We start from the raw sequence: 18,934 nt of genomic DNA, 5'->3' as shown, positions 1-18,934 counted from the left end.
CTACACCGCCCTCCTGATCGCCTCGTCGTAGGCGGCGAGGTCGACCGGCTCGTCGTACGTTATCGCGCCGCCGACGCCGCGGGCGGCGGCGACCGCGACGCTGGCGGCATCGACCCTGCCCGTCGATTCCAAGGCGACCTCCATGGCGTCGATGGCCGCGTCCCAGCCGCTGGCCTCGACCTGGTCGCGCATGATGCGCAGGCTGCCGGCGAGGTCGCGCCTGCCCTGGCTGTCCATGTATTCTCGCAGGCTGTCGGGGATGGAAGCCCTGACCTGGCTGTTCGCCCAGGCGCCCAGCTTCACGGCGAGCAACGGCAGCTGGCTGGCCGGATTGGTCGAGTCGGTGGGCGCGCTGCCGTAGCGGCGCTCGTGCGCGCATACGAGTTCGCCGTCAGCGGTGAACACGTCCACGGTGGTGGCGCCTAGGGCGACGATCACCTCTGCGCCCGCCAGCGCGGGGTCGGTCGAGTAGAAGTGGCGCCCGTCCACCTGCACCTTGCCCTGCTTGTCGGCGCGGGCGGTCATGTATCGGACCACGTTGAACGACGCTTCCGGCAGGCCTAGCATGGCGGCCCTGTCTTCCGCGAAGAGCTCGTTTTCGGGGACGCCCTTGATGTAGTGCTCCTTGGCCAGCCCCGCGCATTTCCCGAGCAGGCGCGCGTTGTAGCGCCCCACGTTCTGCAGGCGCGGCACCGGAACGAACAGGTTGGAGCGTATGAACTTGACCTTGCCCTCGACGTTGCCCTTCTCGTGACCGGAGTTCGGGTTGCAGAAGCTGTAGGCGAACCCGTAGTGGGCTGCGAACGCCGTGAAGGTCTCGGTGGTGCGCACGCCCCCGCAGACGCGCCGGCCCACGCCGGTGGCGTTGTCGAACACGATGCGCGCGGGCACGCCGCCCGTGAACTCGAACACCTGCTTGAGCGCCTGGCATACGCACTCGGCGTTTTCCGAGGGGAACAGCTGGGCGAAGCCCATGTTCGAGTAGGGGAACGAGAGCACGAAGAAGCTCATGCGACGCTTGGCGCCCCAGATGTAGAAGTCGGCTTCGCCGAAGTCCGCCTGCGCCTCGCCCGGTCTCCACACCAGGTCGAGGAAGCATTCCTCGGGCTTTCTGCGCGTGCGCTTCAACTCGCAGACGTAGTGGCGGGCGGTGGATTCCGAGCATCTGACCCCGTACTCGTCCCGCAGCCGCTGCCATATCCTGCGCGCGGTGTGGCGCTACTTGCGCCAGTTGCGGGAATCCTCGTCAAGCCAGCCCTCGATGATTGCCCTGTAATCGTCGAGCATCCTGTGCTTGTGCTGTCTGACGGGCATCTTCGGCGAGCAGTCCCCCTCGCGGAGCTTCTCGTAGACGGTCGTTCGCGACACACCCACTTTTCTGGCGATTCCCGCGATGGTCTCGCCCTCCCTGCGCAGCAGGCGTATAGAATGAACTTGCGACATGCTGATCATACCTTTCTGGCCTCCTCGGTTGAATTACTCAAGCGACAACCAAGTTAGCCGGTTGTGTTGGTCGGCATGTCTGCCGTTGTGTTCAAAACGATCGTGCCAGCGTGTTCTATCTCAAGCTACCGCATACACCTATCGAACGGAACAAGACACCCTCCCAACGCTCGTTCCGCGCCAAATCGCGCCATTTATGCGCCAAATCGCGCCATATGATGTATTCTGGCGCAGAAAGGAGGCCGATTGTAAATGGACCACCAGACTCTGGCGGAAACGCTCGCGATCGGCGAGACCGCGAGCGTCGAATTCAAGAGATGCGGGCAGCAGCCCGAAAGGGACACATTCGAGTCCGTCTGCTCGTTCGCGAATACCTTCGGCGGCTCTATCTTCCTCGGGGTCGAGGACGATGGGACCGTCTCGGGGATCAAGGCGGACGCCGCCCTTGCCATCAAGCGCAACATCGTCAACGTGGTAAACAACCCTAAGCTGTTCGATTCCCCGGTCTCCTTCGAGTTCGAAGAGGTCGACTTCGAGGGGAAGGCGGTGCTCAGGCTCTGGGTCCCGCCCAGCCCCAACATGCACCGGTTCAAGGGCGAAATCTACGAACGGGTGGAGGATTCCAACATAGTGGTGCGCAGCGCGTCGCGCTTGGCGGAGATTTGCATACGCAAGCAGGGGCTCTACACCGAGCAAAGGGTGTACAAGCACGTCGGGCCGGGCGACCTGAAGCTGGAGATGCTCGACGGAATCCGCGAAAGGGCCGTCCGCAAGCGAGCCGACCACGAATGGGCAAGGCTCGGAGACGAGGAGCTGATGAGGTCGGCGGGGCTTCTGGGCAAGGACTTCTCGACGGGAGACGAGGGCTTCAACCTTGCCGCCGTGCTCCTGATTGGCAGGGACGAGGTCATCCGCTCCGTCTGCCCACCGTACAAGACCGACGCGATATGGCGGGTGGACCCCGAGAGCCGCTACGACGACCGCATCGTCGTCCGCTGCAACCTCGTCGACGCCTACGACCTGCTGGCGGGTTTCTGCCGGAAGCACATGCCGGACAGGTTTGCGCTCGACGGGGACGAGTCGGTCAGCTTGCGCGACGTTATCGTGCGCGAGGTGATCGCCAACTGCCTGATACATCGCGAGTTCACGAGCCCCTACCCGGCGCGCATCGTCATCGACGGCAAAGCCCTTCGCACGGAGAACGCGAGCAGGGCCATGTTCCAGGGACCCATCACCCCGGAGGGCTTCAGCCCCCTGCCGAAGAACCCCATAATCTCGTCCTTCTTCTCCAGCATCGGACTCGCCGAGGAGCTGGGCAGCGGCACGAGGAACCTGTTCAGGTACTCACCGCGCTATTCCGGGGAGGACCCCGAACTCATCGAGGGGACTGTGTTCACCGCATCGGTCCCCATCTACCGGCCTTCCGGAGCGCTGGGCGACGCGACGCCGGGTGCCAGAAATTCCACGGACGTCGTTGCCGGAATAGCGAGATTGGTTGCATCCCGCGACAGCCTGTCCGTGTCCGAGGCCGTCGAGGCCGGCTATTCCAGGAGGACCGCGCAGCGCGCGCTCGCCGCGCTCGTCGAGGAGGGAGCCGTAACTCCAGTGGGCAACGGCCGGGCACGGAGGTACGTGCCGGCCGGATAATGCGTTGCAGCAGGGACCGGAGACGCCGCATGACCCCCGCTGAGGAGACCAAGGAGGAGGCAAGGCGCTTGCGATCGGAATCGACGATTACCCTAACGCCCCCCTCGGACTGCTGCCCGCATTTCGCATAGCGCCAGCAAGCCACGGACTGACCACGCGGACGCTCCAGAGCTCTTTACCGAAAGCGGGCAGCTCCAGCTCGCTTTCACGCCCGAGTTTACGGCCGGCCAACTGCCGCAACGCTCGCCTCCCGGTTGCTGCGCAGCTTTTTCGCGGTCGCGTCGTTATTGACAAAGTCGGAATATTGAACATGCTTTACGCAACAAGAGGCTTGGCGTGCCCCTACACGCGAAATGCGACGGGCTGGAGAGCACTTTCATCCAGCGAACGGGCTATCCGGCTCACCGCGCTCAATCGGTGCGCACCACGGCGTACAGCACCAACCCCACGAGAAGGGCAATCACGCCGATGGCAACGCATGCCGCGCCAACCAGGTGCGTTCCGAACAGAATCGCGAACACGCCGACGACCATCAAGGCCAGCCCCAGCATCTTGATTGCCGTTTTGCTTATCATCGCTCGCTCCATTCGCCCGCCTCGGCCGCCGCAGCCACCATGCGCGCATAAAGGCCGCCGGCCGCCAGCAACTCATCATGCGTTCCCGCTTCGGCCACGCGACCCGCATCCAACACGATTACCTTGTCGGCATTGGCGATCGTATTCAGCCGATGCGCAATAACGATCGTCGTCTTCTCGCGGCAGAGCTCCGTCATCGCCTGTTGGATGGCGCTTTCGTTGTCTGCATCCAAATTGGCCGTCGCCTCATCCAGAATGACAATCGGCACATCCTTCAGAATGCACCGCGCAATGGAGATGCGCTGCGCCTCGCCGCCAGATAAGCTGGCGCCCCCTGCGCCTATCACGGTATCGTACCCATACGGCAGCGCGCTGATGAAGTCGTGGCAGCGCGCCTTGCGAGCCGCCGCTTCCACGCGCTCCCGCGTTGCGGTCGGATTGCCCATGGCGATGTTGTTGAACACGGTATCCTCGAACAGGTACACACGCTGGAAGACCATGCTCAGGTGCCCCATGAGCACGCTCATGGGCAGGTCGCGCACGTCGACGCCGCGCACAAGCACCGCACCATCCTGCACATCCCAGAAACGCGCGAGCAGGTTCGCCACGGTCGTCTTGCCGGAACCGCTCTGCCCCACAAGCGCCACCGTCTGCCCGCGCTCGGCCGCAAACGACACGCCCGAAAGCACAGCCTCGCCCCCATAGCCGAACGTAACGTTGCGAAACTCCACGTCGGGCGCTGCGGCAGGCGCTGCGTCGGGCGCTGCGGCAGGTGCTGCGTCGGGTGCCGCGTCGGGCACTGCGGCGGGTGCCGCGTCGGGTGCTGCACCAGACACCGCACCGGAAGGCAGCAGCGCAGAAGCGCCATCGTCGGGCAGCTCGGGCTCGTCCATGACCTCCCGTAAGCGGTCCATGCACGTCTTCATAATCGTGACCTGCGTATCCTGCAGATACAGGTGCTTCAGGGGCGCGAACAGGTTAAACACGAACAGCATCACGCCGATGAACGACCCAAGCGCAAGGGTGCCCTCGCTCAGCAGCCACACGGAAAGCGCAGCCACCGCAGTCATGCCCAGCGCATACACGATGAGCAGCCGGCGCTCCCAAGGCGCATGGTTGTGCTCGAACGCGAGGTTCGATGCTGTCATATCCGAAAACGCCGCACGCAACTCGGCCGCACCCGCACCAGCACGGTTGAAGCTCTTGTTCACGGCGATGCCAGCCGCATATTCCAGCACGGCCGCCGACAAATCCTCGATGGATTGCTGGCGCCGCGCCGAATCGGCCAGCGCCTCGCGATTCATGAAGTGCCCTAGCACGCAGGCAACGACCACGCAGGCAAGCGCCGCCGCGCCAACGAACGGGTGCAGGAAGAACAGGAATGCCACGATGATGGCCTGGGCAAACACATCGGATGCCACATCGGCCAGGATGCGCATGCTCTGCTCCTCGATGAACGTCATATCGTTCGAGAGGATCGAACTGATCTTCCCCATGGTGCCCGCGCTGAAATACCCCATGGGCAAATGCCGCAGATGCGCGGCGAACTCCATGCGCTTCTCGGCAAAGATCTCGTAGCCCGCCGCCGACTGCAAGCGGTCCACCGCGTTCTGAAACACCGATTGCAGCACGATCAGCGCCAGCAGCAACACCGCCGCAACGATGCATCCCATCGCATCCAGCATGCCTTCCACCAGCATATTCACCAGCACGACAGCAACGACGATGGGCGCGTTTGCGCACAGCGACTTAAGGAATGCGAAGATCCAGGCGATGCGGATGCGCTTGGCATACGGACCGCAGAACCGCATGATCTGCCGGACAAGCCCTAACATGCTGCAACACCCCCTTCGGCCTTCAGCGTCCACGAGCCAGCCTGGGCCGAAGCCGACCACAGATCGCGATACGTCGCGCAGCCTTCAAGCAGCTGCCCGTGCGTGCCCTGGTCTAGAATGCGACCATCGGCCATGGCGATGATGTTATCGGCATCCACGATCGTGCTCAGGCGGTGCGCGACGACGATGACCGTCTTGTTGCGCACCAGTTCGGCCACAGCGGCGTTCATCCGCTCGGCGTTCTCGGGGTCCACGTACGCCGTCACCTCGTCAAGCACGATGATCGGCGCATCCTTCAGCACGGCGCGCGCGAAGGCGATGCGCTGGCGCTGCCCGCCCGAAAGCATGTCTCCCGCCCGGCCCGCTTGCGTGCCGTAGCCATCGGGCAGCTTGGTCACGAACTCATCGCACTGCGCACGGCGCGCCGCCTCGCGCACCTCGTCGTCGGTGGCGGACGGCCGACCGATGCGTATGTTCTCCAGAATGCTGTCGTTAAACAGGAACTGCTCCTGCGACACGTACGAGACCTGCTCGTTCAGGCTTTCGAGGGTCATGTCGCGGATATCCTGGCCCCCGATGCTCACCGAGCCGCTTTCCACGTCGTAGTAGTGCACGATCAGCTTGGCCAGCGTCGACTTGCCCGAACCGCTCGGGCCCACGATGGCCGTCATGCGCCCTTCGCACGCCGTGAACGACACGCCGTGAAGCACCTCGTCGTTTCCGTAGCCGAAATGCACGTCCTCAAACGAGACATCACGCGGGCCGCCCACGTATGCGCTCGCGCCCTCGCGCACGGGCGGGCGGTCAAGCGCCTTCTCGAGCGACTGAATCTTGTAGTTCACCTGCGGAAGCGCGCCGATGAAGCCGATGACGTGCGTGAGCAGCGGCCCTATGCCGAACGTCATGCACAGCACGAGCACATACGACGAAAGGCTCAGCTGATCAAGCAAAATGAGCAGCGCCCCGAACGGCAACGTGTAGAGCGCCGCCGTGAAGAAGAGGGAGCCGTACACGGCCATCCACGGCCAGCACGCCCGATACCACGCCAGCGCGTAGTCCCGGTATCCGCGCACGGCGTTGCCCAGCTTCTCGCTCGCTTCGTCGCCGCGGTTGAACACGCGCACGACCTCCATGCCATCCACGTATTCGACGATCGTGTTGTTCAGCCGTTTCGATGCAGCGAAGTAGCTGCCCATGCGCTCCGTACCCGTCGTGTACATCTGCCCCGAGGCGCTTATGCCGAACGCGATCATGATGACGGTGAGCAGTGCGAGCCGCCAATCGACGACCGCCATGACCAGCAGCACGACCACGGGTACGGCGATGTTGGCCACCCCCTCGGGAATCATGTGCGCCAGCAGCAGCTCGATGGACTCGATGTCGTCGTTGAACAGCTTCTTCAGGGCTCCGGAGCCCATGTCGCGCACCGTGCCGATGGGCTGTCGGTCGAGCTTTTCCTGCAACGAGCAGCGCAGATTCTCCAGCGTGCGATACGCGGCGCGATGCGATTGCTGCAAGCCGGTCATGTACAAAACGGCATGCAGCACCAGGCACGCAAGGACGGCCGCAAGCGCAGGTGCGGCGGATTCGAGCGTTGGCGGCGTGCCGGCAAGCGCGGCATCCACCAACCCGAATACAGCCAGGTAAGGCACGACCGAGCACAGGGCTCCCAGCGTCATAAGCACGGCCGATGCCACGATGCGTCCACGTTGCCCCGCCGCATAGGACCAGATCTTGCCGAGCGGCGTCGTCTTCTCGCGCCGGCGGCTCGAATTCTCGCACGCCTCGGATGTGAAGTAGTACAGCACGCGCTCGATGCCCTGCCCATCAAGCGGGTAGATGCCGGCGACGCGCCCGTTGTCCATGCGCAGCACGTGGGTGCATGCGCGCACGACAAGCTCGGGGTCGTGCGTGACGACCACCTGCACGTCCACATCGTCGCGCACTTCCGCCAGCAGGTCGGCGAAGCGCTCCATGCCGTCGCGGTCGAGCCCGCTCGTGGGCTCATCGTAGAACAACACGTCCTTGCCCGAGCACAGCGCGCTCGCGATGGCGACGCGCTGCTTCTGCCCGCCCGAAAGAGAGGCGGGGTGACGATCGGCCGCATCGGACAAGCCCAGGCGCGCAAGAACCTTATCGGCCTGCTCGCGCCCTACGCCGGCGTTCAGCAGCACCTCATCGGCAACGCTGTCGCTGAACAGCTCGCGATTCACATCCTGCATCACCAGGAAGCTCCGACGGGCACGCGCCTTCCCGTCCAGGTACATCCCATTGAAGCCGATGCCGCCATTAGCAGGCAAAACGCCGCAGAGCACCTCGGATAGCGTCGACTTTCCCGAGCCGTTATCGCCGATGAGCGCCACAATGCTGTGGGCGGGAAGCGCCAAGCGCTCGATGTCGAGGATCTGCGCCCCGCCCTTCGCGCACGAAAGGTCGAGCGCATCCAGGGCGGGAACCTGCGCGGCGCCGATGGCATGCGTAGGCACGGCAGCCAAATCCGCCAAGCTTGTGCAGCGTAAGCCCAGCTGCTGCAGCTCGCCGTCGGGTAAGGAGCGCAGCTCGGCCGCTGTGAATTCACGCGCCACGATGCCGTCGTCCAGATACACGAACCGGTCGGCCACATCCATGAGGTAATGCAGGCGGTGCTCCGACACGACCACGGTCTTACCGGCGGCCTTCATGCGCGCAATGGCATCGTGCAGCCGGCGCATGGCTCCGCGATCGAGGTTCGATGACGGTTCGTCCATCACATACACCGCAGGGTCGGCCGCATATACCGAACCGCACGCCACCTGCTGCTTCTCGCCACCCGACAGCTCGAAAATGTTACGATCCATCAGGGCATCCAGCTGCAAGTCGCGCACCGCCGCATCCACGCGCGCACGGATCTGCTCGCGCGGCAGGCCCAGATTCTCGCAGCCAAACGCGACCTCGCCCGTGGTATCGACGTTGAAGAACTGGCTCTTCGGGTTCTGGAACACGCTTCCCACCAGCGCCGCCACGTCGGCGAGCGGGGCGGTGGTCACGCACGTGTCGCCCACCCACACCTCACCTTCCATCTGGCCTTCGAAGAAGTGGGGCGCCAGGCCGTTCACCAGGCGCGTTATCGTGGTCTTACCGCAGCCCGACCGCCCGCAGAAAATGACGCATTCGCCCGGCGCGATGGTCAGACCCACGTGATCGACGCCCTCGCCCGTGCCATGCTCGCCGCCGTAATGGAAGCTCGCATCGACGAAGCGGATCATGCCCTCGTTCATGCGACCACCGCCCCGATGCTCGTGACCAGCACGAAGAGCGCTACGGCCGCGAAGGCGACGACCACGACGTAATCCGCAACGCCCATCTTCACATCCTCGTACGATGTGCGAATGTGGTCGGCATCCAGCCCGCGCGCCTCGGCGGCGGCGGCAAGATCCTCCATCACCGCGACGCTGGACATGAGCAGCGGTACCAGCATGTATTCGATCGCCTGACCCGGATGCCTGATCACATTGCCGAACGTCAGCTCGATGCCCCGAAACGCCATTGCCTTGCGGATGCCCGTCCATTCGTCGGCCACCGTCGGGATGAAGCGGAACAGCACCGCCACGGGGATGACGGCGCGGGCTGGCACGCGCATAGCCTGGAATGCTGCCAAGAATTGGCTGATGCGCGTCGTTTGCACGAGCAGCATGATAGACAGGAAAAACGGGAAGCAGAACAGGAACAGCGAGATGAGCATCTCGCAAATCATGACAATCGACCCCGCGCCCGTGCCCTGCGCCTCGATGCACACGCGCAGGAATACCGCCATGGCAAACGCGGCGAATGCCTTCAGGGCGCGCACGGGCTTGCCCGCCAGCCCGAATACCAGGCAGAGCATCGTGTCATACACGACTAGCGCCGCGAAATTGTACGAATTGATACCGACGACGCAGCTCGCAAGGAACACGAGCATCTTCGTGCGGGGGTCGAATTTCACAACCCCCTTCGAGTCGTCACCGTAAAGCTCTAAATCCATGGAACACCACAACCAATAGAATCGCAGATTCGGCAAAATCAGAAACGGCTTGCATTTCGGCAGAACAGCGGAGCCTTAAACGATACCGGCCTTCTCGAAATGCTTCGCGATGAGCTTGCTCGCGATGAGCGCACCGATAATGCCGCCCAAAATGGCAAGGCCCAAGCTCGCGCCCCAGATGGCGCCCGAGGGCATCACGGCCATGAGGCCGTCGGCGTGCGCCTGGCCGTAGTATTCGGCTGCGCGCGTCATGAACTCGTCATACGCGAACACGAGCATCAGATAGGGGCAGGCCATGTTGATGTTGAACACCACATAGGAAGCCAGGTACATCTTCTTGGATTTGTAGTCGCCCGCCTTGATGACCAGCTCCGCCGCGACCGCCACAAGGATCGCCACGATAAGCCCGATGATGTTGGTGCCGCAGGCTACCAGCGCAAACAGCACGCCTAAAATGAGCGCGGCCCCGAACTTGTGAACCTTCAGCACGCACATCTCGTAAATCGTACCGCACACGATACCCACCGTCAGCGGGGCGATCAGGTACAGCACCGGAATTGCGCTCGTACCCAAGACGATGATCAGCATAACCACCAGGTAGATTGCCCCAAACGCACCCGCATAGATAAGGTCGCGCGTGCGCAGCTTCTTGTCGTCCTGCCCGGTCTGCTGGGTGATTTCCTTACGTGCCACGATTTTCTCCTTTCGTCGTCGGCGCCCTCTGCGCCGCCTTTAGATAACACTTGATACCTTTCGTTATGAAAAAAGCCCGGGCACATAGCCCGGGCTCTCGAACTTCGTTCCCAGCAGGGCTTCGAACCCTGCCCGTGTGAATTCCGCAAGGGAATCGGTTATGCGCATCACCTCATCTCGGTCGAAGTCGCCGTAGATCATCTCGCAATATTGCGCGAACTTCATGCGCACGACCGTCCGCACGAGTGCCGGATCGACGGGCTTAGCTGCATACGAATCGAAAAAGCGCTGATAGGTGATGTCGAATTTCCGGAGCAAATCGTCCTTGAACCCCTCGTACGACGAGCCATCCGAGCAATCGAACAGCAGGCAGAACAGCGCGCGGTGGTCCATGATGAATTCCATGATCTTCCGCTCTTCGCCCTGGCTGGACGAAACCCGCCCGACGACGCGATCAATCAGGCCGTCGTACAACCCGTTGTATTCGTGCAGGTCATCCTCGACGATTGCGCAGAAGAACTCGTCTTTCGTCTTGAAGTGGGTGTAGAACGCACCGGTCGTCACGTTCGCCTTCGAGCAGATGGCGCGCAGCGAAGCCTTCTTGAAGCCTCGCTTGAGAAATTCCTCCTTGCCGCATTTCAGCAAGGCTGTGCGCGTTTCGGAAGCGCTTATCGGCATGCAACCTCTTTTGTTAGTTATAGCTTACTTAATTAAAATAGCAAGCGGCAACTCACCTGTCAACAGAAAAACCTGCTCGTAAGTACGGATTTGTCAATAGGCGCCGTTTCACAGCTGCTCCGCCTGCAGCGCCTCTTATGAGCCACAGCGTGCGCAGGTCGTAGTAGTCGCGCGGGCGTATGCTGGCCAAGCTGCGGATGATCGCCTTGAGCTGCATCGCGTTCCTCGTCCTCACAGCAGCACCTCCAGGTAGTTGCGTACCTTCTTCTCCACGCCGAGCTCGCGGGCGTAACCCAGCAGCTTCTGGACGTCCCTGCCGCCGCTGCGCACGTACCGCTTCATGGCCGGGTTGACCACCTGCACGTCCACGACGCGCTGCCCGCGCACGATGTCGCACAGCGTCCTCTCCAGGTCGTAGGCGCGCACCTCGTTGCCGTAGCCGGTCTTGATTGTTGCAAGGCCGAGGTCGAGCACGTCGTCGGCGCACGTGCGCACCTCGATGCCCTCCTCCCGCGCCTTGGTGGCCCGGTACGAGCGCGGGAAGCACATGGTGAGCCGCAGCGGCGTGCGGTCGGTGTAGCCGTGGAGGTAGAGCGCCGTCCCGTCGGAGAAGACGCCCTTGGGGAAGCGGAGCTGCGCCGCCAGGCACTCGTCCTCCCAGGCGTCGGCCAGGCAGTAGACTCCGCGTCGCACGCGCTCGAGCTCACCCGCCTTCACCATGTCCGAGATCCGGGCTCGTGGGATGCCGGCGCCCACGACCTGCGCCGTCGTCACCAGCCCGCCGTTGCTTTGCGCCAAATCGACGATAGCCTGCATGCCCGTCATCTCCCTGTAGTCCGTTTACACTGAACATTCTCTCATATTCAGTCGATAAGGACAATAGGGCGGATGCCGTCGGCCTAGACCCGATGCCGCGCTGTTCCCGGCCGTGGGGCCCGATGTGAGCGTGCTCGATTTGCTGGGAATCTGACGTCCTCGCGCCCATCGCGTCCATCTACAAGCTCATCCACCAGGGCGACATTCCGGCGGTGAAGCTGGGGGCCAAGACCATCCGCGTTAACCGCCGCGCGCTAGAAGAGTACCTACAGCGTGCAGTTGTTTCCGGCGAAGTTGTAGCCGCCTGATGCGTAAACCGACCATGCACGCAGAAATGGCCGCCCGTTTGGTGGGCGGCCATTTGATTCTGCAAACGCAGGCTTCCCTTTTCGCCGCGGGTGTCAAGTCCTCGAGAACCTGCAGGAGTGCGAGCTCCTCGGGGCTTGTGTCCAATCGGGCTTCGACGCTATTGACGGATTTGTCCGATTGTGCACCTTTTCGTCAACGGGAGGGCGTGCGGCTCAGATGCGCAGGCTGTCCCGGTCGAGCAGGAAGTCGAAGAGCCCCATGGTCACGATACCGTCGTGGTCTCGGGACTGGTTGACGACGTCCTTAACCAGCACGATCTTCTCGAACGAGTCCCCCACGCGCAGAAGCGACGCCTTCTCCTGGCGCCTCTTCTCGTCGTCGGGGATGGCGTAGGCCGATTGGATGTAGTAGCGCCTGCCACCGAGGTTCGCGACGAAGTCCACCTCGAGCTGTGACTCGTGCTCGCGCCCGTCGGCGCCCTTCTCGCGCTTGGTCACCACGCCCACGTCGACCAAGAACCCGCGTGCGCGCAGCTCGTTGTAGACGATGTTCTCCATGAGGTGGTTCTCCTCGACCTGGCGGAAGCCCAGACGGGCGTTGCGCAGCCCGACGTCCTCGAAGTAGTACTTGCGCACTACTCCGATGTACTTCCTGCCCTTGATGTCGTAGCGGCTGGCCTCGCTGACCACGAAGGCGTCCTCGAGGTAACCGATGTAGGACTCCAGCGTGTTCGCGCTGATCCGCGAGCCAAGAGCGCTTTTGAAAGTCGCCTCGATCCTGGAGGGGCTCGTGAGCGAGCCGGTGGACGACGCCAGCACGTCGACCAGGTCGTCGAGCTTTAAACATGGTACACACCCACTAATCGAGCGCGTACCCCTGTAGGCGCACGCATAAAATGTCGGGTGTGGGTCCAGTCGCCCCATCCAAAGGCTTCCACTTTATCCGACCGCCGAGGTCGACAAATCCTGCCTCGGTCTCACCGTTTCACCAAACACCTGCCCAAGCCTTACGACCGGGGTGCCCAGCTACGGCGTTTCGGGTCGGCGAAACAGCTGGGTGGGACGGTGAACACTCCCACAGGCACTTTTTTAAGGGGCTCTGGACGCCCCATACATTTTCGGACTCCCGTCCTTGCTGTTAAGTTAAAGCAGCACTTTTTCGTTGTCAATATTTCAACCACATTTTTTGATAGAATCATTTGTACATCAATTTCTGAAAAAAAGTGATGTACCTATTGATGTACCATCGATTTCTAAGAAAAAAAAAGAGAGACCAACATTTCTGCAGGTCTCTCTGTATTTTTGGTCGCGGGGGCCGGATTTGAACCAACGACCTCCGGGTTATGAGCCCGGCGAGCTACCAGACTGCTCCACCCCGCAATGTCTGGATGCGCCTTAGCGCGATATATAAAGATACGCATTATCTTCGCTTCTGTCAAACAGCGCGGCACAATCGTGAAGCTTTATCCACATCTCCTTGCACCCAACCCCAATGCTGCCCTAGAAAAAACTATGCTAAAAGCTACAGCCAGCACTATGCTAAAGCTACAAGCATTTCTCAGAGCAACAACCTCCGAGAGGATTTTTCCATGACCATGCGCATTACTAGTCTGCTCATCGGATATGTCCTTGGCTGCTTTCTCACCGCAGACGTCGTCTCTTACACTTTTGCGCACAAAAGTGCTTTTGATGTGGGAGTAGGCAACCCCGGCATGGCAAACATTGGCCATGAGCTCGGTAAAAAAGCTGCCCTGCTTGTCCTCGCGGGAGACATTGCAAAAACTATCGCAGGCTGGCTTATCGCTCGTGCACTCTATCCTGACGTTGCCCTGCTTGCAGGAATGTGGGCGGGTCTTGGCGCGACACTTGGTCACAACTACCCTATCTGGCATCGCTTTTGCGGAGGCAAAGGCGTCACTACCACCTGTTCTGCCATCATTTTGGCCTCTCCTCTGCTGGGTATTGGCTCCTGTCTCTTTGGTCTGCTTGCGGTAATCCTGTCGGGCTACCTCTGTGTGGGTGCTGTTGCAATTTGCGTCTGCTGGCTTGCTCTTGTAGCCACCATCCACATGTCCGCAGAATTTTTCCTCATAGCGCTCGCTCTACTAGTCTTGATGGTTATCGCCCATGGCAGCACCCTACGAGGAATCTCCAGCGGATCAACTGCTCGTGCAGGTATTTCAACCAAAATACGTGGTATTTTGCACCGCTAACAGAAGAATAGCTACCGCTGCACCGCGCACCGCAAAACTGATACCGCACACCTTGTACGCCAAAAAAAATTTTGTCGCTAAATTGATAACCTACTTTCTGACGATAAAAGTTTTGTTGCTTTTCCCTCATGCATTGGACAAGCAACACGCCGCCGATGAACAGGTATTTTGCGTCCTTTCTTGCATATGCCTCACCCCATCGCGGTGATGGCATCCGCCTTTGGAGGATTGGCGATGGGCCCGCTTGCACTAGTCATAGTTATCGGCTTGGTGCCTCTACTGTCAATTTTGATTGAATGGATTGGCGATTCTGGCATCTCTGAGCGCCATCACACTCATCACGATACCTATCTCGTACCTCGTTCCATTTCCTCCACACTCATGCTGATGATGACGTTTGTCGGTGTATTGGGCCTTGTTGCCGGCTGGCTCTGCTCGGTAGGTGTTTTTACTACAGACAGTATGTCGGTCTACACCTTTTTTGCTTCTTTTTTGGTGGTAGCTTTTATTATGTGGCTCGGCATCCGTCGCTATCGTGTAACAACCTTTGCAGACTCGCTCAACGTAACTTCATTTTTTGGCAACACAAAGAAAATCCGGTATGCCGAGATTCGGCGAATGCGTTGGATGCGCAGTTATTTGAGCAGTGGCTACCGCAGCCTGCTTATCTATACACAATCCACCCACGTCTTTCTCTGGGGTGCTCTTGACCTCGAGCAGATCCTCTCGCGCATCAACCGATTTGATGCCATGAGTCACAACGAAACAGACCTCAAAATCTAGCGGTCGCGCTATCATAGAACCTGACACGAAACCCAACCTAAGCATCCCCATTCTGGAAGGCAGGTCCCTATGGTCTCGCGCGTTTTCGTGGAGAAGAAGCCCGGTTTTGATGTTGAAGCTTGTCAACTCGCTCACGAGCTTCAAGAAATTCTGGGTATCACGCATCTCGACAAATTACGCCTTTTTAATCGTTACGACATCGAAGATATTGATGAGGCTCTCTTCAAGCAGTGCATACCCACGGTATTTTCCGAGCCGCAAAGTGACAATGTCACATTTGAATTGCCTACTTTGCCTCAAGATGCCTACGTTTTTGCAACCGAGTTTTTACCGGGTCAATTTGACATGCGCGCAGCAAGTGCAAGCGAGTGTGTACAACTCATTAGTCAGGGTGAACGTCCTGAGGTGCGCTCAGCCAAGGTCTATGTGCTTACCGGTGATCTGACTGATGCAGACGTGGATGCCATCAAACACTATGTCATCAATCCGGTCGAGGCGCGTGCAGCTTCTCTTGAACCTAAGCTGACGCTCAAGCAGCACATTGTGACACCTGAAGCGGTTGAGATTTTAGATGGCTTCAACACTCTGGATAGCGATGAGCTGGAGGAGTTTCGCACCAGCCACGGTCTGGCAATGGATCAGGCCGATATTGAGTTTTTGCAAAACTACTTCCGCGGTGAGCAGCGCAATCCCACCATCACGGAGGTGCGCGTTATTGACACCTACTGGTCGGATCACTGCCGCCACACCACCTTTGGCACCAAGCTCGAAAATATAAGCATTGATGATGAGGATGTTCGCGCCGAGTATGAGCACTACCTTGAGCTACGCCGTGAACTTGGTCGCGAGGAAAAGCCTTTGTGCTTGATGGATATTGGCACCATTGGTGCAAAAACTCTCGTGCACCGAGGTATTTTGACGCGCTTGGACGAGTCTGAGGAAATCAATGCTTGCACGGTCAAATGCAAGGTTGATGTTAATGGTCACAGCGAAGACTGGCTCTATCTCTTTAAGAACGAGACGCACAACCACCCAACCGAAATAGAACCTTTTGGCGGTGCTGCCACCTGCATCGGCGGTGCAATCCGCGATCCTCTTTCTGGCCGTAGTTATGTGTATCAAGCCATGCGCGTTACAGGCGCTGGCAACCCCCTGGTACCCGTTGCAGATACCCTGGAAGGCAAGCTTCCCCAACGTAAGCTTGTGACTACGGCAGCTGCAGGATATTCTTCCTATGGCAACCAGATTGGTCTTGCAACAGGTCAGGTCAGTGAGCTGTATCACCCTGGATATATAGCAAAACGCATGGAAATCGGTGCTGTTGTAGCGGCCACTCCCGCAAACCATGTCCGTCGCGAAGTCCCCGCTCCAGGAGATCAAATTGTTTTGCTTGGTGGTCGTACAGGCCGCGATGGTATTGGCGGAGCTACTGGCTCTTCCAAGGCTCACAATGCCGAGTCTCTAGAAAAAGACGGTGCTGAAGTTCAAAAAGGCAACGCCCCTATCGAACGTAAGCTCCAGCGACTTTTCCGCCGCGAAGATGCCTGCAAACTTATCAAGCGCTGCAATGACTTTGGTGCAGGTGGCGTTTCTGTTGCTATTGGCGAGCTGGCAGATGGTTTGGCAGTCAATCTGGATGCCGTTCCCAAAAAGTACGAGGGTCTTGATGGCACCGAACTTGCCATTAGCGAATCCCAAGAGCGCATGGCAGTCGCATTGGATCCTGCCGATGTTGATAAGTTTATGGACTATGCGCGCGAAGAAAACCTCGAAGCAACAGTCGTAGCTGAAGTCACTGCAGAGCCGCGTCTGCGCATGATGTGGCAAGGAAAGACTATCGTTGATGTAAGCCGTGAGTTCCTTGGCTCCAATGGTGCACCAAAACATCAGGATGTCCACGTAGAAAAGCAGGGCAACTATCACCCATCTTGGCAGGGAGACAGCTTGAGTGAGCGCCTCGTCTCTTTGCTTACCGACGAAAATATTGCTTCCAACAAGGGGCTCTCCGAGCGCTTTGACTCCACCATCGGTGCTGCAACGGTACTCATGCCTTTTGGTGGCAAAACCCAGCTCACGCCTACAATGGCTATGGTGGCAAAGCTACCGGTTGATGGTGAAACCACTACAGTTAGTGGTATGGCCTGGGGATTTAATCCTTACCTGATGGAAGCCAATCAATTTGCTGGTGCATATATCTCTGTAGTGGAGTCGCTGTCACGTCTTGTTGCTGCAGGTCTCAAGCGCCAGGATACCTATCTGACTTTCCAAGAGTATTTTGAACGACTACGCGATGTGCCCGAGCGCTGGGGCAAGCCTCTGGCCGCTCTGCTTGGCGCACTAAAGGCGCAAGTCGAACTTGAAGTGGGCGCTATCGGCGGCAAGGATTCTATGTCTGGCTCCTTTGAGAATCTTGATGTGCCACCCACTCTTGTCTCGTTTGCAACGGCTGTAGGCTCAATTGACCGCATTACCAGTCCCGAGTTGAAGCGCGCGGGATCCGAGTTGTGGCTTATCAAGCCAAATTATTTATCCGATGGCGTGAGGCCCGAAGCAAAGTCACTACTTGCAGCGCTTGATTACGTTCAGAAACTCATTGGTGAGAAAACAGTGGACGCCGTGGCAACTCCTGGCTATGGCTGTTTGGCCGAAACTCTTTTCAAGATGTGTATAGGCAATCAAATTGGTCTGACTCTCGATGAGGCCATCAACGCGGACAGTCTCTTTGAGCTTGCTTATGGCAGCTTTGTACTTGAACTGGCTGAGGGTGCATGCTTGCCCAAACTGCCTGAAGGCGTCAACGCAATTCGTCTAGGCACGAGCTCCGCCAACTATCTCTTGAGCTGCGAAGACGAGCAGATTGATCTTTTCGGCTTGCAGGAGGCTTGGGAATCCCATATGGAACCCGTATTCCCCTATCGCGGCGCAGGTGAGCAGGTAAAGACCGTAGGCTTTAACATTGCCAACAAGAATATCAGCCGTCCCGCCCCCAAGCCTAAGCTTGCTAAACCCCGCGTCATCATCCCTGTTTTTCCTGGCAACAACTGTGAATATGACTCTGCTTATGCCTTTGAACGTGCAGGTGCTGAGGTGAGTACGCTTGTCATTAACAACCTTACACCTCAGGCTGTTGCCGAAAGTACCGCCGAGTTGGTACGCCAAATCAAGGCAAGCCAAATTATCATGATTCCTGGTGGCTTTAGTGGCGGCGACGAGCCAGACGGTTCTGCAAAATTTATTACTGCATTTTTCCGTGCACCTGAGGTTACCGAAGCGGTACGCGACTTGCTGCAGGCACGTGATGGCTTGATGCTCGGTATTTGCAATGGCTTCCAGGCACTAGTTAAGCTGGGCCTTGTCCCCTTTGGCGATATTCGTCCAATGGACGAGAACTGTCCCACGTTGACCTTCAATAACATCGGTCGTCACCAAAGTAGGCTCGTGCACACGCGCGTTGCTTCTAATCTTTCGCCTTGGCTTTCACACTGCGAGGTTGGCGATATACATACCATTGCTATTAGTCATGGTGAGGGTCGTTTTGTAGCAAACGATGAACTGCTTACTCAGATGATAGCATCCGGCCAGATTGCAACTCAGTACGTAGACGAGCAGGGCACACCAAGCATGAGCCTAAACGTGAATCCCAATGGTTCTGTAATGGCAATCGAAGGCATTACCAGCCCTGACGGTCGCATTTTTGGCAAAATGGGACACACTGAACGCTGGACTGCGGGCAACTTCCAAAACGTCCCTGGCAATCACTTCCAGCCTATTTTTGAAGGCGGTGTCGAGTACTTCAGCTAAACAAAGTATTGTCATAGCAGACAAAAGCAGGGGCGAAGAGTGTTTCGTCCCTGCTTTTTTGATCCGTAGAACATAAAGCATGCCTGATTTTAACGCATACCTCGCCACAATCGAAAAACTAAGCAAGGTAAAGATTACGGGC

General features: G+C 59.0%; 15 protein-coding genes, 1 tRNA gene and 1 pseudogene. 5 read left to right on the top strand and 12 right to left on the bottom strand.

All coding sequences use genetic code 11. From position 1 onward, the window contains the following. The 3 genes and pseudogenes from BN4314_RS08440 to BN4314_RS08190 all read right to left on the bottom strand — a co-directional run bounded on the left by BN4314_RS08440 (position 1) and on the right by BN4314_RS08190 (position 1,452). Complete coding sequence (locus BN4314_RS08440) at positions 1 to 567, bottom strand: Mu transposase domain-containing protein (RefSeq protein WP_408634888.1); 567 nt, start codon at positions 565 to 567, stop codon at positions 1 to 3. Beyond that, a pseudogene (gene istA / locus BN4314_RS08435) lies at positions 562 to 1,206 on the bottom strand (IS21 family transposase); the annotation flags it as partial. The pseudogene istA and the gene BN4314_RS08440, both read right to left, overlap by 6 nt. A gap of 12 nt (positions 1,207 to 1,218) precedes the next feature. Continuing rightward, the gene (locus BN4314_RS08190) at positions 1,219 to 1,452 is read right to left on the bottom strand and encodes a helix-turn-helix domain-containing protein (RefSeq protein WP_198145549.1); all 234 of its coding nucleotides are present in this window, start codon (positions 1,450 to 1,452) and stop codon (positions 1,219 to 1,221) included. A gap of 243 nt (positions 1,453 to 1,695) precedes the next feature. Here BN4314_RS08190 and BN4314_RS05245 point away from each other — a divergent pair, with 243 nt between their 5' ends. Next, positions 1,696 to 3,090, top strand: coding sequence for an AlbA family DNA-binding domain-containing protein (locus BN4314_RS05245; RefSeq protein WP_068540193.1), 1,395 nt, complete (start codon positions 1,696 to 1,698; stop codon positions 3,088 to 3,090). A gap of 410 nt (positions 3,091 to 3,500) precedes the next feature. Here BN4314_RS05245 and BN4314_RS08100 read toward each other — a convergent pair whose 3' ends face one another. From BN4314_RS08100 to BN4314_RS05215, 7 genes are all read right to left on the bottom strand, one after another. Continuing rightward, the gene (locus tag BN4314_RS08100) at positions 3,501 to 3,665 is read right to left on the bottom strand and encodes a hypothetical protein (protein WP_155887096.1); all 165 of its coding nucleotides are present in this window, start codon (positions 3,663 to 3,665) and stop codon (positions 3,501 to 3,503) included. Further along, the gene (locus tag BN4314_RS08280) at positions 3,662 to 5,500 is read right to left on the bottom strand and encodes an ABC transporter ATP-binding protein (protein WP_068540192.1); all 1,839 of its coding nucleotides are present in this window, start codon (positions 5,498 to 5,500) and stop codon (positions 3,662 to 3,664) included. Before BN4314_RS08280 ends, BN4314_RS08100 begins: the two co-directional genes overlap by 4 nt. Beyond that, positions 5,494 to 8,757 (bottom strand): energy-coupling factor transporter ATPase, encoded by a 3,264-nt coding sequence (locus tag BN4314_RS05235; protein ID WP_232309721.1) that lies wholly within the window; start codon positions 8,755 to 8,757, stop codon positions 5,494 to 5,496. Before BN4314_RS05235 ends, BN4314_RS08280 begins: the two co-directional genes overlap by 7 nt. Beyond that, entirely contained in the window at positions 8,754 to 9,500 is a 747-nt protein-coding gene (locus BN4314_RS05230; protein ID WP_035098550.1) for an energy-coupling factor transporter transmembrane component T family protein, read from the bottom strand. The genes BN4314_RS05235 and BN4314_RS05230 overlap by 4 nt, the downstream gene beginning before the upstream one ends. A 75-nt stretch (positions 9,501 to 9,575) precedes the next feature. After that, the gene (locus BN4314_RS05225) at positions 9,576 to 10,193 is read right to left on the bottom strand and encodes an MptD family putative ECF transporter S component (protein ID WP_021735719.1); all 618 of its coding nucleotides are present in this window, start codon (positions 10,191 to 10,193) and stop codon (positions 9,576 to 9,578) included. Positions 10,194 to 10,256: 63 nt separating this feature from the next. Continuing rightward, the gene (locus BN4314_RS05220) at positions 10,257 to 10,871 is read right to left on the bottom strand and encodes a TetR/AcrR family transcriptional regulator (RefSeq protein ID WP_021735813.1); all 615 of its coding nucleotides are present in this window, start codon (positions 10,869 to 10,871) and stop codon (positions 10,257 to 10,259) included. Between the two features lie 231 nt (positions 10,872 to 11,102). Beyond that, positions 11,103 to 11,687, bottom strand: coding sequence for a type IV toxin-antitoxin system AbiEi family antitoxin domain-containing protein (locus BN4314_RS05215; protein WP_021735783.1), 585 nt, complete (start codon positions 11,685 to 11,687; stop codon positions 11,103 to 11,105). A 137-nt stretch (positions 11,688 to 11,824) separates the two neighbouring features. Here BN4314_RS05215 and BN4314_RS08430 point away from each other — a divergent pair, with 137 nt between their 5' ends. Further along, positions 11,825 to 11,995 (top strand): helix-turn-helix domain-containing protein, encoded by a 171-nt coding sequence (locus BN4314_RS08430; protein ID WP_081700955.1) that lies wholly within the window; start codon positions 11,825 to 11,827, stop codon positions 11,993 to 11,995. Between the two features lie 213 nt (positions 11,996 to 12,208). Here the strand turns inward: BN4314_RS08430 and BN4314_RS05210 are convergent, their stop codons facing one another. After that, entirely contained in the window at positions 12,209 to 12,919 is a 711-nt protein-coding gene (locus tag BN4314_RS05210) for an ATP-binding protein (RefSeq protein WP_021735794.1), read from the bottom strand. A gap of 379 nt (positions 12,920 to 13,298) precedes the next feature. Further along, positions 13,299 to 13,375: transfer RNA gene (locus BN4314_RS05205), tRNA-Met, on the bottom strand. 209 nt (positions 13,376 to 13,584) lie between these two features. Between BN4314_RS05205 and BN4314_RS05195 the strand changes: the two genes are divergently transcribed. From BN4314_RS05195 to BN4314_RS05185, 3 genes are all read left to right on the top strand, one after another. Next, positions 13,585 to 14,208 (top strand): glycerol-3-phosphate acyltransferase, encoded by a 624-nt coding sequence (locus BN4314_RS05195; RefSeq protein WP_021735720.1) that lies wholly within the window; start codon positions 13,585 to 13,587, stop codon positions 14,206 to 14,208. Positions 14,209 to 14,394: 186 nt separating this feature from the next. Beyond that, complete coding sequence (locus BN4314_RS05190; protein ID WP_187369550.1) at positions 14,395 to 14,991, top strand: hypothetical protein; 597 nt, start codon at positions 14,395 to 14,397, stop codon at positions 14,989 to 14,991. Between the two features lie 69 nt (positions 14,992 to 15,060). Continuing rightward, the gene (locus BN4314_RS05185; RefSeq protein ID WP_068540190.1) at positions 15,061 to 18,792 is read left to right on the top strand and encodes a phosphoribosylformylglycinamidine synthase; all 3,732 of its coding nucleotides are present in this window, start codon (positions 15,061 to 15,063) and stop codon (positions 18,790 to 18,792) included. Positions 18,793 to 18,934 lie beyond the last annotated feature (142 nt).

Origin of the sequence: Olegusella massiliensis (assembly GCF_900078545.1) — a bacterium.
In the GTDB taxonomy this organism is placed as follows: domain Bacteria; phylum Actinomycetota; class Coriobacteriia; order Coriobacteriales; family Atopobiaceae; genus Olegusella; species Olegusella massiliensis.
This window is presented reverse-complemented; position numbering and strand designations above follow the sequence as displayed.